This window comes from Tautonia sociabilis (genome assembly GCF_003977685.1).
GTDB lineage: Bacteria > Planctomycetota > Planctomycetia > Isosphaerales > Isosphaeraceae > Tautonia > Tautonia sociabilis.
The window spans coordinates 119,166-145,166 of sequence record NZ_RYZH01000008.1 but is presented as its reverse complement, the minus strand read 5'-3'; the positions used below and the strand labels follow the sequence as shown (position 1 = coordinate 145,166).

The window sequence follows — 26,001 nt, the reverse complement described above, 5'->3', positions numbered from 1 at the left end:
TCCCGACTTCGATCGGCCGGCCGCTCCCCTCGAGCGGGGAGCGGGCCGGCGGGACGAGGCGACTGAGGCGTCTCAGGGGACGCGACGCCAGCTCCTCGGGGAGACGGAGTTCATGATCGAGCCGCCCAGGCCCCCCAGGCCATTGACCGTCTGCTGGGGGAGGTAGACCGGTCCGGTCCGGAGCGGGCCAGCGGGGATGCCGGCGTACACCCCTCCCGGATAGGCGCCGTAGTAGCCGCCGTAATAGCCGCCGTAGGGATAGGGATAGGGATACCCATACCCGTAGAAGCCTCCGACCGGCCCGACCGCCCCGAGCCCCGGGATGACCGCGGCGCCGCCTCCCAGGCCAGCCCCACCGACCGCTCCCAGGCCGCCGACTCCGCCCGCGCCGCCGAAGCCGCCGATCCCCCCTCCCGAGACGGCCCCGGCGGTGAAGGTGAACGGCTGGACGTCCCGGATCGCGGAGACGTTCGCGTTGATGCCGCCGAGCCGGACGTGGCGGCGGTCGGCAGTCACGACGGGGGTGGCGTTCAGGAAGACGCCGTCGTTGAACGCGCCGACGTTCGGCTGGAGGCCGATCGCCCCCCCCTGCGCCTTCGCCTCGGGGGAGGCGGCCAGCGACAGCAACGCGGCCAGGCCGGCCGCGGCGGTGATCCCGGTGTGACGTCCCATGATCGGCCTCCTCAAGGAATCAAGAGTTCCCCGCTCTCCCGCGGGGATCGGGTCGGGCGACCGTCGGATCGGACGCAATCATCATACCGAGGCCCGGCCGCGCTCCGCCCGCGCGATCCTCCCGCCCGCCGCCCCGGCCCGTTGGTTGATGGGGCGGGGCGGAGAATCATACGTCGAGATCTACCCGCCGTCGCCGACACCGATCCGGCCGGGAGCCGGTGAGGGGACCGTCCCAGCGCCGGGGGGCGTCCCGAACCCGCCGGGCCCCCTCCCGACCGGACGGCCGGCGGCTCCCCGGGGGGACCGGCGCCGAGGCCGGCCCGGATCGGCGTCCTGGTGCCCGTCGGGAGGGGGTTGCTCGGGGGGTGAGGGTCGTAGGCCCGTCTCGGATTTGAATTTGCGCCGGGGTCAAGCCGCGGGGGCGCCGGGCCGATAACCATAGGGCCCGGCGGCGATGGACGACGTCGCGACGAGGCGGCGACGGGCCGGCTCGCCGGGAAGCGAGGGGAAGGGGCGCGATCGGCTGGCGAATCCGGCCGGCTCGTGCCACAATAGCCAGCCCGAGGCGATCGAGCGCATGCCGGCTGCGGCCCCGCCGTCCCGACCTGATCGGTCGGTCGGACCCCGGCCCGCGTGCGTTCGCCGACGCGGGCGCCCCCAAGAACTGGCACCCGGGACGCACCACCGCGCGGCGGCCCCCGACCTCCGGTCTGGGGGACAATGCCCAATACCCCGCCCGAATCGGCATCATGCGGGGGTTGGGGGCCGTCCCGCGCGTCGAGTTCTCTGGCACACCGTCGGGATCACGGGGGAAGGTGCGGCGGCCGGGTCCGATCTCGCCCATCGATCCGGCTCCCCTCCCCCGTGACTCCCCGGTGGTCCCGGTCTCCGGGCCGCTCGCACCCGCCGACGCCCCTGGCGACCCGGCCGCCGAGCTCCCGGCCGACGCTCTCCCGACGCCCCGCGCCGCGGGCGACTCGGCGGGCCGATCCCCCCGGATCGGGAACCCGGCCCGGCCCCGCCCGGACGGAGCGGAGGGCCGGCGATGATCTTCCGAGACGGCCCCTGGCCGTCGTTCTCTCCTCCCGAACCCGAGCCTCACCATGAGCAGCATCCAGCCGAACATCGACACCGTCGGCCACTACTCCGTCCGGGGCCAGAACGCCCCCGGAGGCACCGGCCCGGCCACGATCGTCGCCGTCAAGGGACGCGAGATTCTCGACTCGCGCGGCAACCCGACCGTCGAGGTCGACGTCGTCCTCGCCGACGGCACCCTCGGCCGAGCCGCCGTCCCCTCGGGGGCGAGCACCGGCGAGTACGAGGCGGTCGAGCTGCGCGACGGCGACAAGGGCCGCTACCTGGGCAAGGGGGTCCGCAAGGCGGTCGACAACATCAACGTTCGGCTCTCCCGGGTGGTCGTCGGGAGGGACGCCGCCGACCAGGTCGGCCTGGACCGAGCGATGATCGAGGCCGACGGCACCGAGAACAAGGGGGCCTTCGGCGCCAATGCGATCCTCGGCGTCTCGCTGGCCGCCGCCCGAGCCGCCGCCGCCAGCCGGGGCCTGCCGCTGTACCGCTACATCGGCGGGGCCAACGCCCGGGTGCTCCCCGTGCCGATGGCCAACATCATCAACGGCGGCAAGCACGCGGATAACAAGATCGACTTCCAGGAATTCATGGTCATGCCCGTCGGCGCGAACTCGTTCGCCGAGGGGATCCGCATGGTGGCCGAGGTCTTCCACACCCTCAAGTCGCTGCTGAAGAAAGCCGGGCACACCACCGCCGTCGGCGACGAGGGCGGCTTCGCCCCCGACATCGACAACGAGGAGGCCCTCAAGTTCATCATGGAGGCCGTCGACAAGGCCGGCTACTCCGCCGGCCGAGACGCCGACTTCGCCATCGCGCTGGACTGCGCCAGCTCCGAGCTGTTCGACGAGGGGGGCAAGCAGGGCTACAAGTTCTGGAAGTCCAACCCCGGCAAGCTCTTCTCCGCCGACGACATGATCGGTCTGTTCTCCCAGTGGGTCGACTCCTACCCGATCGTCTCCATCGAGGACCCCCTCGACCAGAACGACTGGGACGGCTACGCCAAGTTCACCCAGAGCCTCGGCTCGAAGGTCCAGATCGTCGGCGACGACTTCTTCGTCACCAACACCCGGCGCCTGGCCGACGGCATCGCCCAGGGCTGCTGCAACAGCATCCTGATCAAGGTCAACCAGATCGGCACCCTGACCGAGACGCTCGAGGCCGTCGACATGGCCACCCGGGCCGGCTACACCTCGGTCATGTCCCACCGCTCCGGCGAAACCGAGGACAGCACCATCGCCGACATCGCCGTCGCCACCAACTGCGGCCAGATCAAGACCGGCAGCGCCAGCCGGTCCGACCGCATCGCCAAGTACAACCAGTTGCTCCGCATCGAGGAGGAACTGGGCGCCTCGGCCGTCTACAACCCGGCCCCGCTGCGCCGCCGAAAGGGCTGAGCCGGGCGGCGACCAGCCCGGATCGCAGGCGACGGAGCAGTCGGCCCGATCGGCGGCCGACTGCTCCGTCGGTCGGTTCCGGGCCTCCTGGCCTCCCGGAGCAGGGGGCGGGCTCCCTGGCGACGATCGAACGGGAGCCGAACGTCACGGGCGCTTCCTGGCCGTCGGCCGTCGCTTCCGGCGCTGGTTGAGGGAGCAGCAGGGGTACGCGGGGGTTTCCTCCGTCGCCGATCCCCGGCCGGCGGTGCCGGGGCTGTCGGCCCGGGCCGTGGCCGACGCGGAGCCGGATCGGAAGGGGCAGGGGGGGCGGCAGCATGGCCGGGCGTTGAACGACCGGGTCGGCACCCTGGGGAACCGGATCGGCCAGCTTGCCCGGACGGATTGGATCTAGTGCCTGGAGGACGACGTGATCCCGCCGCCGGACGGCCTGGACCGCCTGCTCGACCGGATGGCTCCGGGGGGCGACGGCGTCTCGGCCGGCTCCTCCGGCTCGCCTTGCTGAACCTGTCGGAGACCCAAGTCACCGCCGCCGGCATCAGCCGCCTCCGGGGCCTGAAGCGCCTGGCGGAGCTCCAGCTCAACCGCACCCGAGTCACCGAGGCCTGCGTCGACGACCTGCTCCGGCTTCCCCGCCGGGAACGCCGGGAGGTCCGGGACACCGGCCTCTCCGACGAGGCGGTCGGGCGCCTCCAGGTCGGGCTCCCGGGCCTCCGGGTCGTCCGCTGAGGTCCGGGGAGACGCCCCGATCGATCCGCGCTGGTCGATTGGCCGGTTCGATCGATCAGCGCTGGTAGATCGGCAGATAGCGATACTCGACCGCCAGTGCCAGCACCCCCATCGCCGTGCAGTAGTTCCGGCCCCCGGTGCGGTCGTTCCCCGAGGGGGAGTACCAGGAGCCGTCGGCCTCCTGGCGGTCCAGCAGGATGGGGACGAGCCGGGTGTAGTACGGGACGAAGTACGCGTCGCCGAGCTGGAAGAGGGCCTGGGGGCAGTAGTACGCCTCGTAGAAGAAGTAGTCGGAGCCCCAGTTCGGCGGGTGCTCCCTCAGGTACTCGGCGCCGGCGATCGCCTCGGGGGTGCCGTGCTCGCCGCAAAGCTCCAGCGAGAGGATGCCGGTCCCGGTCCTCGGGCTGTTCGGTCCCCCCCGGCCGGCCTGGTAGCTGAAGCCGCCGGAGCGGGGCTCGACACAGCGCCGGACGTAATCCACGGCGTCGTCGATCGCCTCGGAGGGGACCGAGCAGCCCGCATCCCGAGCCGCCCGCAGCGCGACGACCTGCCAGCCGCTGACGCTCAGGTCGCTGTCGTAGCTGCCCGGCTGGTATCGCCAGCCGCCGGCGTGGTCGTCGGACTTGGGCACGCGCTGGGCTCGGACGATCAGCGCGACGGCCGCCGCCAGCGCCGACCGGCAGCGGGAGGCCAGCGCCGGATCGGGGCACATGCCGACCACCTCGGCCAGCATGAGCGTGCTGATGCCGTGGCAGTACATCGGCCCGTGGCTGGTGTTGGAGACGAGCATGCCATCGGGCCGCTGGTGGTTGAGCACATAGGAGATCCCCCGTTCGATCACCTCGCGGTACGGGCCCGGCTCGCCGGGGACGTGCCCGCAGGCCAGAAAGCTCATCACGGCCAGCGAGGTGACGGAGGTCGCCTTGCCGAAGCCTCCCGACTCCCACGAGCCGTCGGCGTGCTGGCTCCGGGCCAGGAAGTCCAGCGCCCGTCGGGCGGCGGCGTCGGTCTCGGCGTTCGAGACGCGCCGTGGCGGAGGCCCGGGCAGGTCCTGGCCGGTCGCGGCCGGGGCCGGGCCGATCAGCAGGGCCAGGCCCAGCAGCGTCGCGGCGGCTGGGGACCGGATCATGGGGCGGCGTCTCCTCTCGACGATTCGGCCCTCCCCTCCCCGGCCGGGGGTCGGGGTCGGCAGACGGGAGGGCGGCCTGCCAGTGTAGCCGACCTCCTCGCGATGGCCAGCCCGCCCCGGCCTCCGGAGCGAGGTTCCCGCCCGCCCCTGGTGCCGCCGGCCTTCGATGGCGTATCCTCGGTCGGAGGGGAAGTCGACCCGAAGCCGATCGAGTCCGAGTGCCGGTGCCGCCGATGGCCGACCCGACCCGAGACCCTGACGAGATCGGGACGCTGGCCGAGGCGATCCTCGAGCGACTCCGGCGGGGAGAGCGCCCCACGGCCCCGGAGCTGGCCCGGGACTATCCCCGACTCGCCGACCGGCTGCCGACCTTCGTCCGGCTCGCCAGCGAGGCCCCCGAGCTGGCCGAGGAACTCGCGGCGCTGCTGCGGCTCTCCCGGGCCATGCCGGCGCTGCTGGTCGAGTGGGTTTCCCGGGGGGGGGCCGGGCCCCGGACCTGGTCCGGGGGACGGGACGGGGAGGCCGCCACGCCGGGAGGATCCCCGGAGGGCACAGGGCTGGTCCGGCTGGGGGACTACCGGCTGCTCCGGGAAGTCGGCCGGGGGGGGATGGGGGTGGTGTACGAGGCCGAGCAGGTGTCGCTCGGCCGTCGGGTCGCTCTGAAGATCCTTCCCCGCCTGGTCGCCGCCGACTCCCGGGTGCTGGAGCGGTTCCGGCGCGAGGCTCGGGCCGCCGCCCGGCTGCATCACTCGAACATCGTGCCGGTCTTCGAGGTCGGCCGGGTCGGCGACGTCGCCTACTACGCCATGCAGTTCATCTCCGGCCGGGGGCTGGACCGGCTCATCGAGGAGCTCCGGGGCCGGCGCGCCAGGCCGGCCCCCCCCGGGTGGGGAGGGGCCGGCGATCCGGTGGAGGGGGCCCCACGGCGGTTCGGCTCGTCGGCCACCCTCCGGCTGGAGCCCGACTTCTCTCCGGACGATCACGGCGACCCGCTGGAGGAGATTCGGTCGTCGGCGGTTCAAACCTGGTCGGACCTGGTTCCGTCGCCGGAGCCCCTCGGGTGGGGGGCCGTTCCCCTTCCCTCGAGCCGACCGCCAAGCGACTGGCTCGAGGCCGCCCGGATCGGTCGGCAGGTCGCCGAGGCCCTCGCCTACGCCCACAGCCGGGGGATCATCCACCGCGATATCAAACCCAGCAACGTGCTCCTCGATGACGAAGGGGTGGCCTGGGTCGCCGACTTCGGGCTCGCTCGGATCCAGGAGGATCATCCCCTCACCCGCACCGGAGATCTGGTCGGCACGCTCCGCTACATGGCCCCCGAGCGCTTTCGAGGCGTCGGAGACGGCCGGGGGGATGTCTATGCCTTGGGGATGACCCTCTACGAGCTGCTCACGCTCCGCCCGGCGTTCGAGGCCGCCGATCGCCTCGAACTGATCGACCGGATCAAGTCCCAGGAGCCTCCCCGGCTCCGGGCGATCGACCCGACCATCCCCCGGGACCTGGAGACGATCGTCCTCAAGGCGCTCGAGAAGGACCCCGAGGCGCGCTACCCGACCGCCTCGGACCTGGCCGACGACCTGGGGAGGTTCCTCGACGACCGGCCGATCCGGGCCCGGCCGATCGGACAGGCCGAGCGGCTGGCACGCTGGTGCCGGCGCAACCCCTCCCAGGCGGCCCTGGGGGCGGCGGTCCTCGGCCTGCTGGCGGTCATCGCCGTCGTGTCGACGACCTTGGCGATTCGGCTCGACCGCCGGGCCCGAGAAGCCCGGGCCTCGGCCCTGGCGGCCCAACGAGCCGCGGCCCAGGAGGCTGAGGCCCTCCGCCGGACCGACGCGGCCAACCTCGGACTCGAGCGCGCCCGAGACGCGCTGAGACGCAACCTCTACGCCTCCCGGGTCAACGCCGCCCTCGCCGCCTGGGATGCCAACGACGTCGGCCGGTTCCTCTCCCTGTTCGAGCTCGTCGGGGAGCAGCGTGCCGACGACGACCTCCGAGGCTGGGAGTGGGACTACCTGCGACGCCTCGCCGGCCAGCCGTCGCTCACCTTCCGGGGGCACGACCGGGAGGTCTGCCGTCTCGCCTTCCGCCCCGGCGGCCGGGAGATCGCCTCGGCGCAGTGGGGAGGGCGGCTGATCCTCTGGGATCCCTCCTCGGGAGCCGTCCGCCTCGACCTCGACGGCTCGCCGGACCCCGGCATCACCGGGCCGCTGAGCCGGGGCGTCTTCGGCCTGGCCTTCCGCCCCGACGGCCGATCCCTGGCCGCGCAGGGTCCCGACCTCCGCGTCGCCCTGCTCGACGCCGACTCGGGCCGCCTGCTCCTGGAGTTCGAGGGGGACCACGGCGCCGTGACCGATCTGGCCTTCAGCCCCGACGGCCGGACCTTGGCCGCCGCGACGGCCATGCACGCCCTGCTGCTCTGGCGCGTCGAGGACGGGAAGCTGCTGGCCCACCGGCCCCGGGCCCATGCCGGGTCGGTCGCCGACGTGGAGTTCAGCCCCGACGGCCGCACCCTCGCCTCGGCCTCCAACGACGGCGAGATCCGGCTCTGGGACCCCCTCCTGGACGGCGAGCCGGTCGTGCTCCAGGGGCACGAGGGCCCCGTCCGGGCCCTGGCCTTCCCCCCCGACGGCCGCTCCCTCGCCTCGGCCGGCGCCGACGGAACCGTCCGGCTCTGGGACCTCGGCGGGCCCGGTCCCCAGCCCGGGGACGGGGCCATCCTCCGGTGGGGCGGCGCGGACGTCATCGCCCTGGCCTACTCCCCCGACGGCCGCACCCTCGCCTCGGCCGGCACCGACCAGGTGGTGACCCTCTGGGACCTCGACTCCGGCCGGGAGCCCCGCGCGTTGAAGGGGCACGCCGATACCATCTACGCCCTGGCCTTTAGCCCCGACGGCCGCCTCCTCGCCTCGGCCGGCGCCGATCGAACCGTCCGGGTCTGGAGTGTGGAGGAGGCCCCTCAGCCTCGGGTGCTCGTCTCCGACGACGCGATTCCGTTCCGACACCGCCCGTTCGGCCTGGCCTTCAGCCCCGACGGCGCCTGGCTCGCCTCAGGGTTCGAGGCCGGGATCGTCTGCCTCTGGGAGATGCCCAGCGGCGTCTGCCGTCTGACGGTTTCCGCGGTCGATGACCGGCCCACCGACCTCGGCCTCAGCGTCTACAGTGTCGCCTTCTCTCCCGACGGCCAGATCCTGGCCGTCGGCGATCCCGACAACCGGATCACGCTCCGGGACGCGGAGACCGGCCAGCCGCTGCGTCGGCTTGTCGGCCACGACAGGACGATCAAGGATCTGGAATTCAGCCCCGACGGCCAGACCCTCGCCTCGGCCTCCAATGACGGCACGATCCGGCTCTGGGATGTCGCTTCCGGGATCGAACGGTTCCGATCCGCGGAACCGACCCCGGGGATGCTCGACGTCGCCTTCAGCCCCGACGGCCGCTGGGTGGCCTCGGCCTCCCGAGACGGCCTCGTCCGGATCCGGGACGCGGCCGACGGCTCGGAACGGCATCGGTTTCCCCTGCATGCCAGCGGCGCCTCCTGCGTTTGCTTCAGCCCCGACGGCCGCTGGGTGGCCTCCGGAGGGCTGGACGGCATGGTCCTGATCCAGGATGCCGAGACGGGCCAGATCCTCCGAACGATGGCCGGCCACTCGGCCGCCGTCAACGCCCTGGCGTTCAGCCCCGACGGCCGCCGTCTCGCCTCGGCCGGCTCCGACCGCACGATCCGCATCTGGGACCCGACCAGCGGCCTGGAGCTGCTCACCCTGAAGGACCACTCCGGCTGGGTCCGCCGCGTCGCCTTCAGCCCCGATGGCCGCCTCCTCGCCTCGGCGAGCGACGACGGCACCGTGAAGCTCCGGGACACCGGCCCCCGCCGGCCGCCGAGTGCTTCCCGCCCCCCTGCCCGCTCCGCCCTGTCCCACGACCCGACCCGGACTCCTCCCCGGATCATCTCGGAAGGCTCGGATCGCTGAGGATTCGGATCGGATCGGATCGGTGCCGTTGGAGGCGTCAGGTGGGGCTGGGGAAGCCGCGATGGTTCGAGAGCGGGCCATCGGGCCGGGGTCGATGACTTTGTGCGGAATGCTCCCCCTCTTGCTTCTCCACGAACGCCGCCCGATCCCGCCGCCCGCCTTGGTCGGAGATCGTTCCCGGTGCGGATGTCTTCATGACCGGCGTTCCGTGTTGTCCTTCGCCAGGAGGGGACGAGACTGCCTGCCCTGGGGGGAGGATGCCGACGCTCTCGGACCGAGAGACGGGGGATCGGGGGGGCGGATCGGGCCTGGTTTGGATTCGGTCACGGGGCGGTTGAGCCGGAGGCGCCGCGGGCGATTTCGCGGAAGTAGAGGCGGATGGTGTCGGCGAAGTCGGGGCGGTAGCGGTCGGGGGAGGAGCGGAGCAGTTCGGTGCGGAGGTGGCCGGGGAGGTCGCCCCAGGAGTGGGAGGAGCGGAGGGAGAGGTCGGCGTCGGGGTCGGAGGCGCCGGCGGCGGCGGAGCCGGAGGGGGAGGAGCCGGGGTCGCCCTCGGAGGGGGGGGCGGCGGGGTCGGGGGAGGACTGGGCGAGTTGCCGGGCGAGGCGGTCGGCGCGGGAGGAGGGGTCGGCGGGTCCGGAGGCGAGGCGGAGGCGTTGGGAGGCTCGGCGCATGGCCTCGGCGGCGGCCCGGGTGGCGTCGACCGACTGGGAGGGGTCGCGTTCGTGGGCGCGGTCGAGCTGGCGGCGGGCGGCCTCGGCGTCGGCCCGGGCCTCGGCGGCGTCGTCTTCCAGGGCGGGGGCCTTGCGCAGCAGCTCGGCGAGGGCGCGGGCCAGCTCTTGCTGGGAGGCCTGGAGCTGGCGGAGGTCCTCGGGGTCGATCGGCGGCGGGGGAGGGGCGTCCGGGTCCGGCTCGGGGGCAGGGGGGGCGTCCTCGGCAGCGTCGGCGAGGGCGTCGGCCTGGTCGGCGAGCCGGGCCTCGCGGTCGGCCAGCTCGGCCAGCTCGGGCCGGGCGGCGGCGGCCCGGGCCAGGGCGTTGAGCTGCCGGTTCAGGTCGTCGAGCCGCTTCGAGGCCGCTCCTAGTTCGGCCTCGGCCCGGCGGAGGTCGTCGAGCCGTTCGTCGGCCTCGGGGCGACCCGGCTCGTCGGGCAGCCGGGCGTCGTCGAGCGCCTCCCTCGCCGCGTCGGCCTCGGTCTCGGCGGCCTCTCGGACGGGATCGGCCAGCGCGCCGAGCGTCGGGTCGGCCTCCAGGTCTCGGGAGAGCAGGTGCAGGCGGTCGACCAGCGCTCGGGCGGCCTCGGCGAGGCGGTCGAGGTCGTCGGCCTCGTCCTCGGTCCACGCCTCGTCGTCTCGCCGGGAGCGGTCGGCCGCGTTGCGGAGCGGGACGACGCGGCGGTGGTTCTCGGCCGCTTGCCGGGCGAGGGCCTCCAGCGCCTCTCGGACGGGGCGGAGGCGGGCCTCGAGCTGTTCGGCGTCGCGTTTCTCCACGTCGGCCACGATCGCCACCGGCATCGGCGCCGACCACCCCTCGTTCGGGCCCCTCGGGGCCGGGCGGTTGTCGAGCACCCGAACCCGCACCGACACCGAGTCGCCGTCCCCCAGCCCCAGCGGCGCCAGGTCCAGCTCGGCCACCCCCTTCGCCTCCGAGGAGCCCAGCCCCTCCAGCGCGATCGACCGGACCTCGACCTCGTCCAGGGAGGGGCCCGCCCCGGCCTCACCTTCACCTTCGCCCGTTCGCCCATCGCCGGCCCGGGAGATGGCGACGTGCAGCTCGGCCGAGCAGACCGCCAGGTCATCCCGCGCCGCCACGGGCAGCAGCAGGAGATCCCCCGGGCCGGCGGCGCCGTCCTGGTCGGCCAGCGCGACCACCGGAGGGGCGTCGGGCAGCACCTCCAGGCTCCCCGACGTTCCGGGGCGACCGATCAGCCCATGCTCGTCTTCCGAGATGATTGCGAACGCCCCCGACACCGAGGCCGCCACTTCCGCCGTCCAGGAGATCCCGTCCTCTGAGGGCTCCAGCTCGACCTCGACCGCCCGATCCGCTCCCCCGTCCTCCGCGACGGGCCAGGTCAGCCAAACGCGGTGGGCCGGGCGGTCGGTCTGGACGACGATTGTCACCCGGCTGTCCTGCCGGACGACGGCCGCCGTCGGGTCGACCAGCGTTTCCCCCGCTTCCCCGGTATATCCGGGAGGCTCGACCGTCCACCGGGCCGACGCCACCCGGGGAGGATCGACCACCTCGACCCGGAACGCCCGAGTCCGGGCCGATCCGGCCAAGACCCGGTACGAGATCGGTCCCGAGACCGACGGCAGCGCGATCCCGAAGCTCCTCCCGGCCGGCTTGTCCCTGGTCCCGTCCCCCTCCTGCGGGAAGGGCTCCATCGGCAAGGAGTGCGCGGTGCCGTCGGGGTCGGTCCACTCGATCCGGGCGGCGTCGGGCGCCGAGGTCCCGAACCGGGGCCGAAGGTCGGCGGCCACCGCCAGTTCCTCCCCTCGGGCGAGCACCACGTCTCCCGGCTCGACCTGGATCGCCAGCAACCCGACCGAATCCTCATCGCTCCAGGGGCGGAGAAACCGGAGGGCGAGCCGGCCGATCGGGTCCGGCACCGCCACCGCCGGGAGGGCCGCCAGCCCGGCCGCCGCCAGGCCGACGGCCAGCCTCCGCCGGGCCTGGGCCAGGGGGACGGCCCTCCTCGGGTCGATCCGCCGGGCCTCGGCCGCCGATCGGTCCACCAGCGCCGCGATCAGCTCGGGAGAGCCGTGCGCGGAGGGCCCCCCCTCGGCCAGGGAGACGGCCGAGGTCAGCACGCGCCCCCCGGCCTCGTCCGGGCACCCCCGGGCGGCGACGGCCGCGAGCACGTCCTTGCGGTGCCTTCGAGCCACGGGCCGGATCGCCGACGCGACCAGGACCGCCGCCGTTCCCCCCGCCCACGCCAGCCACGCCGCCCACCGCGCCGGCCCCGGCATCGGCCGGACGAAGTCGACCGCCATCGCCCCCGCCGCGATCGCCGCCGAAACCGCCAGCAGCGTCCCGAGCCCTCGCATCGCCGCCGCCGCCCGCAACCGCCGGGCGACTCCCCGCAACGCCCTGCGCACCTCCCCCGGCAGCCTCGGCGCCGGTGCCCGGCTCGGTTCCGGGGGAGCGATGGTCATCGTGGGCTCCTTGGGCCGGGCGGCCTCGCGGATGATCGGTCGGAGATGACGAATGAGCGATCGTTGGGAATCGTCCCGGACGTCTCGGATCGCTGATCACGCTCGAGGGCCGGGGAGGCCGGCGTCGTGTCGATCCCGGCCTCTCCAGGCCTCAGGACTCGGTTCCCCGCCAACGGGGCCCCCAGGGGACTGGCCGTCCAGGTCCCTCGGGCTCCCAAGCCATCGTTCCGCCAACGGCGACCCTTCGACCGCCCTCCGCGCTGCGCCCTCCGCCGGTTGGCCATCGCCCCCTCCGAGGGCGGGGGAGCGGGACGTTGCCCCAGTCTATCCCGGCCTCGCTTGCCCGGCCACCCGGCGGGCGAATCGGCGAATCGAGCGAACGCCCCTTGCCGGGGGGATCGGGCTCGACATACGATGGTCACACCGGCGATCGTGGTTCCGGAGCGATCAAGCCGAGTCGGGGAATCGCCGGTGCGAGTCGTTGCGCAACGCGAACCGAGCGCGGGCGAGGTTTCGCCTGGCGGCTCCTCGGCACCAGGGATGGAGCATCGCCGATGGATCGGACGGCCCGCCTGTCCCGGGCGAGAGACGGCTTCCGCGCGGCGTCCGTCGTCGCCCGGACCACGATCCCAACGTCCCCCGGCCGGGACGCGGCAACCTGGACCCGGGTCCTGGCCCTGGCGTTGCTCGTCGTGCCCGGGGTCCTGCTTTGCGGGTGGGCCTTCGGCGCCTTCCCAGCGGGAGCGCTGTTGCTCGAGGCCTCCGCCCGGGTCCTCCAGGGGATCGGGCGCGATCGGCTCTCGTCCCCCGCCGGGGCGGGATCGAGCCTCCTGAGCGTCGGCCTGCTGGTCTGCGGGCTGAGGGCCGGCAACGGCGGCGGCCGGGAGAAGGCCGGGCTCCCCGGCCCGTCCGGCCCAGGGGCTTGCGACCGGCAATCGCCCCGGGGCCAAGCGGCCAATCCCGAGCCGGGGCAAACCGCCCCGCCCCGCTCGCCGGCCCGATCCGACCCATCGCCCCGGCGCGGGCATCTGCTGGTTGTCGACGACGACCAGGCGGCCACCGAGCTGATGGCCGAGCTGCTCCGCTTCGACGGCTTCGACGTCTCGGTCGCCCACAGCGTCGCCGCCGCGATGGCCGCGCCGCTGGACCGGATCGACTGCGTCATCACCGACCTCGACCTGCCCGACGGCACCGGCGCCGACCTGCTTCGCCTGCTGAGAACCGTCGTCGACGTCCCCGTCGTCGCCCTCTCCGGCTTCGACTCGCGCACCTTCCCCCCCGGCGACGCCCCCTTCGCCGCCCGCCTGGTCAAGCCGATCGACTATCCCACCCTCGAGGCCGCCATCCGAAGCGCCCTGGCGGCGTCCTGCCCGCCGCGCCGCGCCGAGTCGCCCTCTGGGCCCCGACCCGGCTAGGGGCCGCACCGCCGGCAAGGAGAGGAGGACGGGCGGCCGATCCGGGATGGCTCTCGCCGGAGTCCTTCGAGGACGGAGTGTCGGGGCGGAGAGGACGGGGTCGGCACAAGGCCCTCCCGCTCGAGCCGTCCGCTCGGAGCGACCGCCCGCATCAGCGGGCCTCCGGCCCTGGCCTGCCAGCGGCCCTGACCGATCGACCTCCTCAGCCGCCCTTCTCCGAGCGTGGGGGAGGCGGCTCGGTTTCGGGCTCGGTCCACTTCAGGGCGCGGGCGCGGCCGATGGGAGCGATGCGGAGGACGATCTCGCCGTTCTGGAAGAGGCGGACGGTGCCGGTCGACTCGCTGACGGCCACCGCCACGGCGGTGGTGGCCTTGGTGATGGCCGCGGCGGTCCAGTGGCGGGTGCCCAGGCCCTTGGGCAGGGCGAGCCCGGCGGTGGGGGCGTCGATGAGCTGGCAGGCGGCCTCCACCGTGCCATCCCGAGCGACGATGATGGCGCCGTCGAGCTGGGCGATCTCCTTGATCGCCTCGCGGACCCGGGGATCCCGGATGTTCCGCTCCTTGCGGCGGTAGCCCTTGACCGGGTCGAAGCCGATGGTCCGCGAGCGAGCCAGCACCTCCCGAGTGTCTCCCACCACGATCATCGTGCCCACAGGCTTCCCCTCGCGCCCCTCCCGGCCGACGGCCACGGCGACGTCCACGATGGCCTTGAGCGTCTCGAACGGAACGCTCGTCTCCAGCGCCCGAAGGTCTCTGGAGCTGAGCCGCTCGAGTCGCTCCCCCAGTCGGATCGTGCTGATCGAATCCAGCTCGGCGTCGAAGGCGGCATAGGCGACGACGATCCGGGCCCCGGAGCGCAGCAGGTCGTTGGCCACCGACTCGATCAGCGCCAGCGTGATCCGCTCGACGATCCCCGCCTCCGTCGGCTCCACCTCGACCGGGATCAGCCCCGCCTCGGCCACGGCGGCGAGCTGACGCTCGGTGACGGCCACCAGCACTCGGGTCTTCCCGGTGACCTCGCGCACCGCCTTCCAGTCGAGGATGCCATCGGGCAGGAGCAGCAGGCCGGCGGCCCCGAGCTGGTCGACGGCCGCACAGGCCATCTCCAGCAGACCGGTCGTCGCCTTGTTCAGCACGCTGGACGGCGTCACGGCGATGGGACCCCCGGGCCGGGATCGGACGGACGAGAGGACGGACGAGAGGACGAGCGGCAGATGCAGGGGACGGACCCCGATCGCAACGCGATGGGTACGCTCCCCGGTCGGCCATCGCCCCGGCCGGAACACCCCTCGAACCCGCGCCCCCGAGAGCCCGGCAGCTTACCAGCCCGAGGCGGATCTGCCAAGGAGACGGTGGAATTGTGGAAATGGGGAATTCCCCAAAGGCGACCCAGCAGACCTCGGCCGGGTCCGGCCAGCCCTCTCAGCCGGGTCGGTCCTCAGCATCCGGATCCGGGCCGTCTCTGGTCCGATCGGCTCCCGGAGGAGAGTCGTTCCACCCGGGCGCCGGGCACCGGCCCGAGATCGGCCAAGCGACGAGTCGCCAGACGGTCCCCCCGGCTGAGCGCGTCTCCAGGAGGGCGGGCGATGGCCGGCTTCGCCAGGGAGTCGAGGAATCAGCAGGCACCGCCCCTCCCTCCAACGACCGGGCTGATGGGCGGAGTCGCATCGGAATCGGAATCTCGGGCCGATCCGGGCCGATCCGGGGCGGGTCGGGTTGGGAAACCCCGGCCCGATCGGATCACCGGGCAAAAACGAGGGCGCCGAGCCAGGCCAGGAGGGCGTGGCCAGTCATCCCCCCGACCGGAGTCGAGTCTCCCGACGGCTCCTGGCGGAGTGTGCGGATGACTGGCCAGGGGCCCGGGGACCTGTCGACCCCGGAACGGGGCCTTCCGGATCCAAGGACGATCCGACCCGGGCCACCACGATCCTCGAATGGCCAGCCACCCGAGCGACCCGGGATCAGTTCGGCTCCTCAGCCGGAGCGGGTTCCTCGGCCTTCGGCTCCTCCGCCGGGGCAGGCTCCTCGGCCGGAGCGGGTTCCTCGGTCTTGGGCTCCTCGGCCGGGGCAGGCTCCTCGGCCGGAGCGGGCTCCTCGGCCTTCGGCTCCTCCGCCGGAGCGGGTTCCTCGGTCTTGGGCTCCTCGGCCGGGGCAGGCTCCTCGGCCGGAGCGGGCTCCTCGGTCTTGGGCTCCTCGGCCGGAGCGGGTTCCTCGGTCTTGGGCTCCTCGGCCGGAGCGGGCTCCTCGGTCTTGGGCTCCTCAGCCGGAGCGGGCTCCTCGGCCGGGGCGGGGGCGGGCTCCTCGGCGGCGGGCTCGGCGGAGGCGGAGCGGGCGGCCTCGAGGTAGGGGCGGAGCGCCTCGGCGCGCTGGTCGAAGAACTCCTTCAGGCCCTCGCTGGGCTGGCGGATGCGGACGTTGGCCTGGGCGGTCAGGCCCTCGGGAGGCTCGGCGTAGCCGGTGAAGTAGGCGGCGAAGGCCTCGGGGTTGACCAAGCCGACCTGCGTGTCGGTCTTGTCCTTGGCGGCCTCCAGGTCGGTCTTGTCCGAGGCGCGGCCAAGGATCAGGATGTCGAGGATCGGCGGCGGGTCGACGTTCGTCTGGACCAGCCCGGCCTTCTCGGCCGCGACGATCAGCTCGGCCACGGCCTTCAGCGCCGCCTCTCGCTTCTGCTGGACCTCGGGCGGCAGCTCGCCGGTGCTCGTCGCCGGGGCGGCCGGGGCCTCCTCGGCGGCGGCCGGGGCCTCGGACGGCGTCGGCTCGTCCTGGGACTCCTGCGTGGCCTCCGCCGGAGCCGGCGCCGGCTCCTCCTCCTGGGCGGCCGCCGGGCGGATCGCGCCGAGGCCAAGCCACAGGACCAGGGAGAACAGGACCGTCAGGAAACGGTGCACGTCTGACTCCTTCCGTCTGGACAATCGTTCCGATGGTTCCGCCCAATCACGCGGAGACGCGCCGAGTTTACCCACGCGATCCCGGGTCGACCAGTGGGCGCCGCGCCCCTCGCGATGCCGCCAGGGCCGGTTCGCCCCCGTGATCGAGAGGAGATCGACGGGAAGGGCGGCGGCAGCCCGAGGGAGGCAGGCCCGGGCCCTCCGCCCCCCATCGCTCCCGATTCGTCCATCGCTCCCGATCCGACCGTCGTTCCGGTCCGCTCCCCGGGGCTCTGGCGAGAGGCCCGTTCCCTCGACCGATCGGCCCGGTCCGGCCCGGCCCGTCAGTCCTCCTCCCGCTCCCGCACCCGGGTCTGCTCGTCGATCCTCCGCAGCCAGAGGTGGTCGAGCGGGCCGTTTCCTCGGCCGAGCCCGGGGGCGTGCTCGATCGCCCCGAAGACGAACCGCTTGGCCCCGGCGCACGACTCGCGCAGCGAGTGCCCCTTGGCCAGCAGCGCGGCGATCGCCGCCGAGAGCGTGCAGCCGGCCCCGTGGGTCGACCGGGTGACGATCGGCGCCCCCGGGATCGCCAGGGGGAACTCGGCGCCGTGGCCGTCGATCAGCAGGTCCAGCGCCCCGGCCAGCGCCTGGCCCCCCTTGACCAGCACCGGCCGGTGCCCGACCAGCTCGAACAGGGCGAAGGCCGTCCTCCTCAGGTCCTCGGGAGACTCGATCGGCCCGGTGCCGGTCAGCAGGCTCGCCTCGTGCCGGTTGGGGGTCACCACGCTGGCCAGCGGCAGCAGGCGGTCCCGCAGTACGAGCACCGCCTTGGGGTCCAGCAGCGGATCCCCGCTGCGGGCGACCATCACCGGGTCGACCACCACGCGGAGCTCCGGAGTGCGGTCGAGCTGCGCCTCGATCGCGTCGGCCACCGCGGCGATGATCGCCGCCGAGCCGAGCATCCCCGTCTTCACGCTCGCCACCGGCAGGTCGTCGAACACCGACTCCACCTGCTGGGCCACGAAGGCCGGGTCGACCAGCTCCACGCCCTGCACCCCGGTGGTGTTCTGGGCCGTCAGCGCGGTGATCGCCGCCGCGCCGTAGGTCCCCAGCGCGGCGAAGGTCTTCAGGTCGGCCTGGATGCCGGCCCCCCCGCTGGGGTCGCTCCCGGCAATCGTCAGGCAGGCGGTCTGCTCGGGCATGGCGAGGTCGCTCCGGCCGATTCCGGGCGGCCGTCTGGTCCATCGGTTTCGGCCGGCCGCCCCGAGCCCGATCCTATCGGACCGGCACGACCGAGGCCAGGGGCGTGCGTTGAAACCATCGGCACTCGTGAATTCGAACGCGGCCAAGAGTCGTAAGCGGGTGATTGTTTCTCTGGGTTTGGTATGAGCCGTTCCGGCGCCTGACGGCGGACTGGCCAGGCTGGTCGAACCCGGACCAGGGGGCATCGTGCCCAGAGCGAGTTGGGCCGTTCCGAGGCCACTCCTGGCGACCGGAACGGGCGGAATTGGGCCGGTGAGCGGCTCGAACAGGCCGAATCGGCATCGGGTTCGCAACGATTCATGAGCGATCGGTGACGGTCGTGTCGCCGCGTCTCGGCCCCGAGCGGGCCGGGGCTGATTCCCCGAAGGAGCACCCACGCCCATGTCTCGACCCGACCGAATCAGGAGCCTTCCGGCCCTGAGCCTTCCCCTGATGCTCGTGCTCGTTGGTCCGGTCGCCGGTTGCGGCGGCCAGAACGAGGACGGGTCCGGCACCGGCGGTCCACCGGTTGCTGAGCCGGGCCAGATCGCCATCCCCGAGGTCGGGACTCCGGCCGGGTCGGGCGAGGGGGGTGCCGCCGTTGATGTGCCCGTGACTGAAGAGCCTGAGAACCCCGGCCTCACCCCCTGATCGGGCCTCGTCCGAACGGGGTCTTGGCGCTCTAGACGTCAATCGATCGCGTTTTCGCAGGTTCAAACACAAAGGAGAATCATAACGTGCGTATTTTGAATTGGATTGCCTCCGCCGGTCTGGCGGCGCTGGTTCCGGCGGCCGTCTCCCCGGCGGTTGGGCAGGACTCGAAGGTTGACCTCTACTTCCCGACCGGAGAGGAGTCGACCAGCCTGCTGATGATTCGCGCCGAAGCCCCGGAGGAAGTCCGGGTTGGTCAGCAATTTCAGTACGCGATGACGGTCCGGAACATCGCCAAGGCCGTCACGCTGGAGGATATTCGGATCCGCCACGACGGCTCCCAGTATTTCTCGATCGAGGGCAGCCAGGTCGGCGAGCACCCAGCCCAGGGGCAGGATGGCCAACAGGCCCGGGCCGGCCAGAGGCAGGATGGCCAACAGGCCCGGGCCGGTGAGCGACGACAGAACCGGGATCCGCAAGGCGAGGGCATCCGGATCGGCGAGCTGAAGCCGGGAGAGTCGAAGACACTCCGCATCCGGGCAGTCGCCGAGCGGGAGGGGACCGCGGGCGTCTGCTTTCGAGTCTCCTACAACCCGACGGTCTGCCTGGTGACCCGCATCACCAAGCCCGAGATCCAGGTGACCAAGGCTGTGCCCGAGGTCGCCGATATCTGCCAACCGCTGCGCTTTCGTTACACGGTGAAGAACACCGGTACCGCCGACGTCCGCAACGTCGTCGTCAGCGACGACTTGCCCGACGGCCTTCAGACCGAGGACGGCAAGACCGCCGTTCGCCACGAGATCGGCGAGCTGCCGGCTGGCCAGTCGAAGGAGTTCACCGTTGACCTCTGCGCCACCCGCACGGGCCGATTCGCCAGCCGGGCCGTGGCCGAGGCCGGCGAGCTGCACGCCCGGTCTAACAACCCCTCCACCCAGATCGTCGCCGCCCGGCTCTCGGTCAGGATGGAGGGCCCCGAGGCCCAGTACCTCAACCAGCCGGCCACCTACCGCGTGACCGTCCGCAACGAGGGAGACGGCCCGGCGCTGGACACCCGGCTCGAGGTTGACGTCGATCCCCGCACCCGACTGATCCGTACCAGCCGCACCAGCCTGAATTCCGTCGAACCCCGCCAGACCGACGACCGCACTCTGAGGTGGGACATCGGCACCCTGGAGCCCGGCGAGGAGACCGCCGTCAGCTTCACCGTCGATCTCAACCGCGTCCCCGCCGAGGGCGAGGCCGACCGGCAGGGCGGTCAGGACAGCCAGGGCCAGCAAGCCTTCACCTTCCGCCACGTCGCCGAAGTCACCTCGCGCTGCGCCGATGCCAAGGCGTGTGCTGATGAGGAGATTCGCAAGTCCGCCGCCGCCTCCGTCAATCGCGAGGTCGAGCTGGTGACTCTGCCCGCGCTGCTGCTCGAGCTGGTCGATCGCTACGACCAGGTTCCCGTCGGCGAGAATGTCGATTACGTCCTGACGATTATCAATCAGGGCTCCGGCGCCGACAGCAACGTCCGGCTCACCGTCACCCTGCCCGACTCGCTCGAGTTCGTCCGCGCTGACGGCATGACCGAGGCCCAGCACGACGGCCAGCGGGTGAGCTTCGAGCCGATCGACCGCCTGGCTCCGGGCGAGGAGGCTCGCTTCGAGGTCGTCGCCCGGGCCAATCGCGCCGGCCAGGTCAGCACCAGCGCCGAGCTGGCCAGCGACTTCCTCCGGGTCCCCGCCCGCGAGGCCGAGCCCACCGTTCTGATCGGAGAGGGCGTCGACCCCCGCCCCGCTCGCAACGACCAGGGGCAGGATCGAGACAACAGCCAGAAGAATGACGAGAACACCAATCAGGGCCAGGGCGGCGGCTCGAACTGATCGCCCCCCGGTCCTACCCGATTCGATCGATCGACGGCCGGGTCCCTCGCGGGCCCGGCCGTCGTTTCGTTCCGATCAGCGCTCCCCTCCGCCGACGAGCCGCACCAGCCTCGATTCCAGCTCCACCCGCTCGAACTCCAGTTCCAGCAGGTTCTGGGGGGAGATGGCCACCCCCTCGGCGTTGGCCAGCTCCCGGTAGACCTCCTCCAGCCGGCGCAGCTTGGCGACCTCTCCGGCCATCGCCTTGCGCCGGTCGTCGTCCGAGCCGGCTCGCTCCAGCGTCGCGTCGAGCCGCCGGGAGGACCATTCCAGGTAGTCCATGATCGCGGCGTGGAAGGTGCCGCGCTCGGCGGTCGGCGAGGGGGGCTCGACGAACTTCACCAGCGCGAATTCCATCATCTGTTCGGCGATCTCCGAGCGGCGGCTCGCCAGTTCCGAGGCGGCCGGCAGCCCGGCGATGAGCTGATCGGCGTCGACCTCCACCCCCTCCCTGAGGATCGTCGCGATCTGCCGGGCCGCCGCCACCCTGGGTGAGGCTCCCCCCAGCGGCCCGCGTCCGGGGACCACGTCCTGCCCCCTCGCCGCCTCGGGGCCGCCCGGCCCGATCCCCCCCGCGCCGACGGTCGCCAGCACCGCACCGAGTACGAATCGCCCGATCATGTTCCGATCCTTTCGCGAGAATCGATCGACGTCGGCCGGCCCCGTCCCGTCCCGGGACGGGCCGGGACGGGCCGGCCATTGATCTTCGCAACGCCCCGACGGCCCGGCAACGGGGGACCCCCGCCCCGGGGCTCTCGGGCGGCGGCGGCGAGAGTGCAACGGCTTCGCATATTTCGAAGGCGCGGTTCACTTGACTTCTCCTCCCTGCAACCTAGTTCATCCATGTAGCCTCCGGGAGAGGCCCCGGGGCGAAACCGACCGGCCACCGCACGAGGGGAGGTCGGATTGCTGATGAGGTTGCCCCGGCGATTTCCGTCGCCATCGATTTGACGCCCGACCTCTCTCGTGCGGCGGTCGGTTTCTCTGAGGAGGCGCGACGATGCGCGTTCGACGACCCGGATCCCGGCCGTTCCGACTCGAGCGGCTGGAAGAGCGTACTCTGCTCAGCGGAGGCCTCGGCGAGGGCCGGGGGCCGACGATCTCCCCCGGCTCTTACGCCCCGGGTCGCATCCTGGTCGGCTGGCAGGATCCGCAGGCGTCCGGGCGCCCGGCTGGTGTCGAGGTCATCACCCTGCCCGAGGGCGTCGGGGTTGACGAGGCCGTCGCCTCGTTCCGCACCGCCCCGGGCGTCCGGTTCGCCGAGCCGGACTCCACCTCGTACCGCACCGCCTCCCTCCCCAACGACCCCTACTTCTCCCTCGAGTACTTCCTGCGGAACACCGGCCAGAGCGGCGGCTCCATCGGCGCCGACATCGGCATCGAGACGGCCTGGAATGTGACGACCGGATCAAGCGATGTGACGGTCGCCATCATCGACACCGGCGTTGATACCAGCCACGTCGAGCTCGCCGGCAACATCTGGACCAACATCGGAGAGATCCCCAACAACAGCATCGACGACGACAACAACGGCTACGTTGACGACGTCAATGGCTGGGACTTCGTCGATGGCGACAACATCCCCCAGGATGACGACAGCCACGGCACCCACATGGCCGGCATCATCGGCGCCCTCTCCAACAACGCGATCGGCGTGGCCGGCATCAACTGGTCGGTCAGCATCATGCCGCTGCGGGTGATCGGCCCGAGCGGCACCAGCAGCAGCGACATCGTCTCGGCCATCGAGTACGCCGTGGCCAACGGTGCCGACATCATCAACATGAGCTTCGAGTCCCCCAACTTCAGCCAGGCCGTCTCCGACGCCATCGACGCCGCCGTCTCGGCCGGCGTGCTCATCGTCGCCTCGGCCGGCAACGACGCCCAGGACAACGACACGACGCCGCGGTACCCGGCCTCCTACGCCTCCAACGGCATCATCTCGGTGGCCGCGACCGACCGCAACGACAACCTGTCGAGCACCTCCAACTCCGGTGCGACCAGCGTCGACGTCGTCGCCCCGGGCGTCAGCATCCTGAGTCTCACGCCAGGCAACACCTACAGCTTCCTCAGCGGCACCTCCCAGGCCGCGGCGCAGGTTTCCGGGGCCGCCGCCCTGCTGAAGGCGGAGTTCCCGAGCTGGACGGGGGCGCAGATCAAGGCCCAGTTGCTCGCGACGGTCGATCCGATCGAGGGGTTCGAGGAATACGTCGCCACCGGCGGCCGGATCGACGTCGGCCGGGCCCTGACCGAGCTCGGCCCCCGGGTTTCCGGTCTGCTGCCGGGCGTCGCCGTCAGCGGGCCGATCCGGGTCATCCGCACCTCCTTCACCTTCCCGATCGACCCGACGAGCTTCGACGCCTCCGATGTCGCCGTCACCGACCCGTCCAGCAACTCGGTTTCGGTCCAGCAGGTCCGGGCCGTGCCCGACAGCAACGACCAACTGTTCGACATCGTCCTCGCCTCGGCCCAGTCGGCCGTCGGCTCCTACGGCGTGACGATCGGCCCCGACATCCTCAACCCGTTGACCAGCCAGACGATGACCTCGGCCTACGTCGGCAGCGTCACCATCCGAGACTCCTCACCGCCGACGTTCGTCTCGGCCACCCCCTCGGGAGCCACGACCGGCCCGGTCTCGGTCCTCCAGCTGTCCTTCTCCGAGCCGATGGACATCACCAGCATGTCCGCCCAGGACTTCCAGATCCTCGGCCCGAACGGCGCGGTGAACGTCTCGTCGATCGACCCGGCCGGCGGCGGCACGCTCTTCGACCTCGCGATCGACGAGCAGTCGGCCGACGGCGACTACCTCGTGAGGATCGGCCGGCAGATCACCGACCTGGCCGGCAACGCGCTGGCCTCGGCCGCCTCCTTCCACTTCACCCTCGGCGCCGTCTCGGCGCCCTCGGTTTCCTCGGTGAGCCCCGGCTCGACGGTCTCCGGCCCGGTGCGGGTCCTCCGGGTGACCTTCTCCGAGGCCATCGACGCCAGCAGCTTCACCGTCGACGACGTGAGCCTCTCCGGGCCCGGCGGGTCGATCACCCCGAGCCGCATCCACCAGGCCGGCCCGTCGGAGTTCTCCATCATCATCCCGTCGCAGTCCCAGGAGGGGACCTACACCCTCCAGATCGGCCCGAACATCGCCGACCTGGCCGGCGCGATGATGGAGGCCCCGCATGAGGCCTCCTTCACCATCCTCGACACCTCGGCGGCCCCCCAGCTCGCCTCCGCCCTGCCGGGAGGGACAATCAACGGCCCGGTCCGCATCGTCCGAGTGACGTTCGACCGCCCGATGGCCCCCTACTGGTTCCTGCCCCAGTTCATCACGGCGACCGGCCCCAGCGGCTTGATCACCGTCGAGCGGGTCCGGCCGGTGGACGGGACCAACGACACCCAGTTCGACATCCGGCTGCCCAGCCAGTCGGCCTCGGGGGACTACTCGGTGTCCATCGGCACCGCGATCCGAAGCCGGTACGGCATTCACCTCACCGAGCCGGTCGCGGTCAACTTCACCATCCGCTGACCGACCGCCCCTCTGGGGCCGTCGTCCGAGGCGACCGGGCCGGATCCGGGGGCACGCCCCTCCCCCGCGATCCGGCCCGGTCGCGCGCGCTTCCTTCCCCCCGCGGTCCCTCGTTGAGCCGTCGCGGCGACGGCCGTAGACTACGCCTGTTGCACAAAGGTTGGAGATCCCGGGCCGACCCGACCCGTCCCCCGACCGACCGGAACCCGAGCCGAGCGAGGGCCTCCCATGCCGACCGACCGCCGACGTTCCGCCGCCCTGATCGACCGTCGCCGCTTCCTCGGCGCCTCGGGCCTTGCGCTGGCGGCCACCCTCGCTGGCTCCGGCCCCCGCGCCTGGGCCGCCCGAAAGGCCCGGGGGGCCGACTTCCGCGTCGAGAAGATCGAGCGCACCACCGTCCGCCTCCCCTTCCGAGAGACGCCCGGCCGGGCGATGGCCCGGGAGATCCCGCACTGGGATCTGTTCGAAATCTGCGAGGTCACCCTCGGCTCCGGCCACGTCGGCTTCGGCGAGACGATGCTCTACTACACCTGGGGCGTCACCAGCGACGAGGACGTCGCCCGAGCCCAGGGCCAGAACGCCGCCGCCCTGATGTGGGACGACTCCCTCGGCTCGGGGCTCCAGCAGGCCCTCTTCGACGCCGTTGCCCGCGCCCTCGACGTGCCGCTGCACCGCCTGCTCGGCGAGCAGGTCCACGACACCACTCCCCTGTCGTGGTGGAACATCGACATCCCGCCGGCCGACTGGGTCTCCGAGTGCAAGGAGGCCCTCGCGCAGGGCTACCTCGCCATGAAGACCAAGGGCCGCCCCTGGTTCGACATCTGGGCCTGCGCCGACGCCGTCCGGGACACCCTCCCCAAGGACTTCAAGATCGGCGTCGACTTCAACGACACCCTGCTCACCGCCGATCGCGGCCTCCCCATCCTCAAGGAGCTGGAGCAGACCCCCCAGGTCGCCATCTTCGAGACTCCCATTCCCCAGTCGGACGTCGAGGGGAACGTCCGCATCCGCCAGGAGGTCGAAACCCCGCTGGCGCTGCACTACGGCACTCCCCGGCCGGCCGTCGTCATCAAGCGGGACGTCTGCGACGGCTTCGTCGTCGGCGGAGGAGCCAGCCGACTGATCGACACCGGCGCCGTGGCCGCCACGGCGGATCTGCCGTTCTGGCTCCAGTTGGTCGGCTCCGACATCACCGCCGCCTGGTCGCTGCACTGCGGCGCCGTGCTCAGCCACGCCACCTGGCCGGCCGTCAACTGCCACCAGCTCTTCGCCAGCCGGCTGCTGAAGGAACCCATCGTCGTCAAGGAAGGCCGCTCCGCCATCCCCACCGGCCCCGGCCTCGGCTTCGAGCTCGACCGAGACGCGCTGGACCGCTACCGCGTCGAGAAGCCCGCCGAGCGCCCCGATCCCCCCCGCCTGATCGAAACCTCCTGGCCCGATGGCCGACGCATGTACACCGCCAACACCGGCCGAGTCAACTTCATGCTCACCGCCGCCAACGCCGGCGTCATCCCCTACTTCGAGCGGGGAGTCGACTCCCGCCTGGTGCCCGACGACGGCTCCGACCTCTGGCGCTCCCGCTACCAGCGCGCCCGATCCGAGGGCCCGTTCCTGGAACGCTGATCCCGGAGTCCTCGGCGGTTGCTCCTCCGGCCCGGGGAAGCCCGGGCCGGGTCGACCCCGGGACGGCCCGATCGGAGGCCGGGTCACCGCCAACCGCCCGGCTTCCGATCATCTGGACAGGGGAGTCGCCTTCCCCGGGGCGCCCTCCGTCCGCCCCGCTCTTTGGCAAGCTCGACGACCGTGCACCTGGATCCCCCCCGACCGCCGGGGCGCCCCGCCTCCCTCCCCAGCCTGACGACGACTCGAGGCATCATCCGGCGCACCTCGCGACGGAACGAAGCCATTGTGTTGCCGCAACTTCATGTTGAAAAACAAGATCCGGAATGGGGCCCGCGCGCACCCGCCGGGGATTGGCGGCGCACCGCTCGGTCCTCTCCTCCCCGCCGATCGGCCCCCGGAGCGGCGGGGACACCCCGGTCGAACCGAGACGGAACGAAGCCATTGTGCTTGCGTAACTTCTTTGGGGGTTAATGGTTGAGGAATCGTTCCGGCGCGCGCCGCTCCCGGATCCGGGCCGTGCCGGGCGAGGAGGCCGGCATGCGAGGCGAGTGCCGGGGCAAGCGGGAGAGCCGGGGGGAAATCGGCAGGGGTGGGCGTTCGATGGTCGTCTCGGCCTGCCCGTTGCTCTAGAATGGGATTCCATGCACACCCCC

The 26,001-nt window shown here is 72.5% G+C and carries 15 protein-coding genes; 8 read left to right on the top strand and 7 right to left on the bottom strand.

Annotated elements, in window-relative coordinates; translation table 11 throughout:
• Nucleotides 1–72: 72 nt before the first annotated feature.
• Nucleotides 73–672 (bottom strand): hypothetical protein, encoded by a 600-nt coding sequence (locus TsocGM_RS06190; RefSeq protein WP_126724428.1) that lies wholly within the window; start codon nucleotides 670–672, stop codon nucleotides 73–75.
• A gap of 1,103 nt (nucleotides 673–1,775) precedes the next feature.
• Between TsocGM_RS06190 and eno the strand changes: the two genes are divergently transcribed.
• Complete coding sequence (gene eno, locus TsocGM_RS06185) at nucleotides 1,776–3,155, top strand: phosphopyruvate hydratase (RefSeq protein ID WP_126724427.1); 1,380 nt, start codon at nucleotides 1,776–1,778, stop codon at nucleotides 3,153–3,155.
• A 495-nt stretch (nucleotides 3,156–3,650) separates the two neighbouring features.
• Nucleotides 3,651–3,881 (top strand): hypothetical protein, encoded by a 231-nt coding sequence (locus tag TsocGM_RS06180; protein WP_126724426.1) that lies wholly within the window; start codon nucleotides 3,651–3,653, stop codon nucleotides 3,879–3,881.
• A 55-nt stretch (nucleotides 3,882–3,936) separates the two neighbouring features.
• Here the strand turns inward: TsocGM_RS06180 and TsocGM_RS06175 are convergent, their stop codons facing one another.
• A complete protein-coding gene (locus TsocGM_RS06175; RefSeq protein ID WP_126724425.1) occupies nucleotides 3,937–5,010 on the bottom strand; it encodes a prenyltransferase/squalene oxidase repeat-containing protein in 1,074 nt (357 codons plus the stop codon).
• A 233-nt stretch (nucleotides 5,011–5,243) separates the two neighbouring features.
• Here TsocGM_RS06175 and TsocGM_RS27545 point away from each other — a divergent pair, with 233 nt between their 5' ends.
• A complete protein-coding gene (locus TsocGM_RS27545) occupies nucleotides 5,244–8,981 on the top strand; it encodes a WD40 repeat domain-containing serine/threonine protein kinase (RefSeq protein WP_126724424.1) in 3,738 nt (1,245 codons plus the stop codon).
• Nucleotides 8,982–9,304: 323 nt separating this feature from the next.
• Here the strand turns inward: TsocGM_RS27545 and TsocGM_RS27540 are convergent, their stop codons facing one another.
• Nucleotides 9,305–12,130 (bottom strand): hypothetical protein, encoded by a 2,826-nt coding sequence (locus tag TsocGM_RS27540; protein WP_126724423.1) that lies wholly within the window; start codon nucleotides 12,128–12,130, stop codon nucleotides 9,305–9,307.
• Nucleotides 12,131–12,684: 554 nt separating this feature from the next.
• Here TsocGM_RS27540 and TsocGM_RS06160 point away from each other — a divergent pair.
• Nucleotides 12,685–13,545: a response regulator gene (locus TsocGM_RS06160; protein WP_126724422.1), complete on the top strand. Its 861-nt coding sequence runs from the start codon at nucleotides 12,685–12,687 to the stop codon at nucleotides 13,543–13,545.
• 202 nt (nucleotides 13,546–13,747) lie between these two features.
• Here the strand turns inward: TsocGM_RS06160 and TsocGM_RS06155 are convergent, their stop codons facing one another.
• The 3 genes from TsocGM_RS06155 to thiD all read right to left on the bottom strand — a co-directional run bounded on the left by TsocGM_RS06155 (nucleotide 13,748) and on the right by thiD (nucleotide 17,613).
• A complete protein-coding gene (locus tag TsocGM_RS06155; protein ID WP_126724421.1) occupies nucleotides 13,748–14,695 on the bottom strand; it encodes a DNA integrity scanning protein DisA nucleotide-binding domain protein in 948 nt (315 codons plus the stop codon).
• 810 nt (nucleotides 14,696–15,505) lie between these two features.
• Nucleotides 15,506–16,432 carry a hypothetical protein gene (locus tag TsocGM_RS26440; protein WP_199756707.1) on the bottom strand — a complete coding sequence of 309 codons (927 nt, stop codon included), beginning with the start codon at nucleotides 16,430–16,432 and terminating at the stop codon, nucleotides 15,506–15,508.
• A gap of 323 nt (nucleotides 16,433–16,755) precedes the next feature.
• Nucleotides 16,756–17,613, bottom strand: coding sequence for a bifunctional hydroxymethylpyrimidine kinase/phosphomethylpyrimidine kinase (gene thiD / locus TsocGM_RS06145; RefSeq protein WP_126724420.1), 858 nt, complete (start codon nucleotides 17,611–17,613; stop codon nucleotides 16,756–16,758).
• Nucleotides 17,614–18,055: 442 nt separating this feature from the next.
• On the opposite strand from thiD, the gene TsocGM_RS06140 reads away from it, so the two are divergent.
• Together TsocGM_RS06140 and TsocGM_RS06135 are read left to right on the top strand one after the other, a co-directional pair.
• Complete coding sequence (locus tag TsocGM_RS06140) at nucleotides 18,056–18,304, top strand: hypothetical protein (protein WP_126724419.1); 249 nt, start codon at nucleotides 18,056–18,058, stop codon at nucleotides 18,302–18,304.
• Between the two features lie 86 nt (nucleotides 18,305–18,390).
• Nucleotides 18,391–20,169 carry a COG1361 family protein gene (locus TsocGM_RS06135; RefSeq protein WP_126724418.1) on the top strand — a complete coding sequence of 593 codons (1,779 nt, stop codon included), beginning with the start codon at nucleotides 18,391–18,393 and terminating at the stop codon, nucleotides 20,167–20,169.
• A gap of 75 nt (nucleotides 20,170–20,244) precedes the next feature.
• Here TsocGM_RS06135 and TsocGM_RS06130 read toward each other — a convergent pair whose 3' ends face one another.
• Complete coding sequence (locus TsocGM_RS06130; protein ID WP_126724417.1) at nucleotides 20,245–20,829, bottom strand: hypothetical protein; 585 nt, start codon at nucleotides 20,827–20,829, stop codon at nucleotides 20,245–20,247.
• 379 nt (nucleotides 20,830–21,208) lie between these two features.
• Between TsocGM_RS06130 and TsocGM_RS06125 the strand changes: the two genes are divergently transcribed.
• The gene (locus tag TsocGM_RS06125; protein ID WP_126724416.1) at nucleotides 21,209–23,725 is read left to right on the top strand and encodes a S8 family serine peptidase; all 2,517 of its coding nucleotides are present in this window, start codon (nucleotides 21,209–21,211) and stop codon (nucleotides 23,723–23,725) included.
• Nucleotides 23,726–23,953: 228 nt separating this feature from the next.
• Nucleotides 23,954–25,348: a mandelate racemase/muconate lactonizing enzyme family protein gene (locus TsocGM_RS06120; RefSeq protein ID WP_126724415.1), complete on the top strand. Its 1,395-nt coding sequence runs from the start codon at nucleotides 23,954–23,956 to the stop codon at nucleotides 25,346–25,348.
• Nucleotides 25,349–26,001 lie beyond the last annotated feature (653 nt).

Bases quoted from the DNA above. Each gene is read 5' to 3' on its own strand.
- eno (WP_126724427.1), top strand. From the start codon at position 1,776: ATGAGCAGCATCCAGCCGAACATCGACACCGTCGGCCACTACTCCGTC.
- TsocGM_RS06120 (WP_126724415.1), top strand. From the start codon at position 23,954: ATGCCGACCGACCGCCGACGTTCCGCCGCCCTGATCGACCGTCGCCGC.
- TsocGM_RS27545 (WP_126724424.1), top strand. From the start codon at position 5,244: ATGGCCGACCCGACCCGAGACCCTGACGAGATCGGGACGCTGGCCGAG.
- TsocGM_RS06190 (WP_126724428.1), bottom strand. From the start codon at position 672: ATGGGACGTCACACCGGGATCACCGCCGCGGCCGGCCTGGCCGCGTTG.
- TsocGM_RS27540 (WP_126724423.1), bottom strand. From the start codon at position 12,130: ATGACCATCGCTCCCCCGGAACCGAGCCGGGCACCGGCGCCGAGGCTG.
- thiD (WP_126724420.1), bottom strand. From the start codon at position 17,613: ATGCCCGAGCAGACCGCCTGCCTGACGATTGCCGGGAGCGACCCCAGC.
- TsocGM_RS06160 (WP_126724422.1), top strand. From the start codon at position 12,685: ATGGATCGGACGGCCCGCCTGTCCCGGGCGAGAGACGGCTTCCGCGCG.
- TsocGM_RS06130 (WP_126724417.1), bottom strand. From the start codon at position 20,829: ATGATCGGGCGATTCGTACTCGGTGCGGTGCTGGCGACCGTCGGCGCG.
- TsocGM_RS06125 (WP_126724416.1), top strand. From the start codon at position 21,209: ATGCGCGTTCGACGACCCGGATCCCGGCCGTTCCGACTCGAGCGGCTG.
- TsocGM_RS06175 (WP_126724425.1), bottom strand. From the start codon at position 5,010: ATGATCCGGTCCCCAGCCGCCGCGACGCTGCTGGGCCTGGCCCTGCTG.
- TsocGM_RS06140 (WP_126724419.1), top strand. From the start codon at position 18,056: ATGTCTCGACCCGACCGAATCAGGAGCCTTCCGGCCCTGAGCCTTCCC.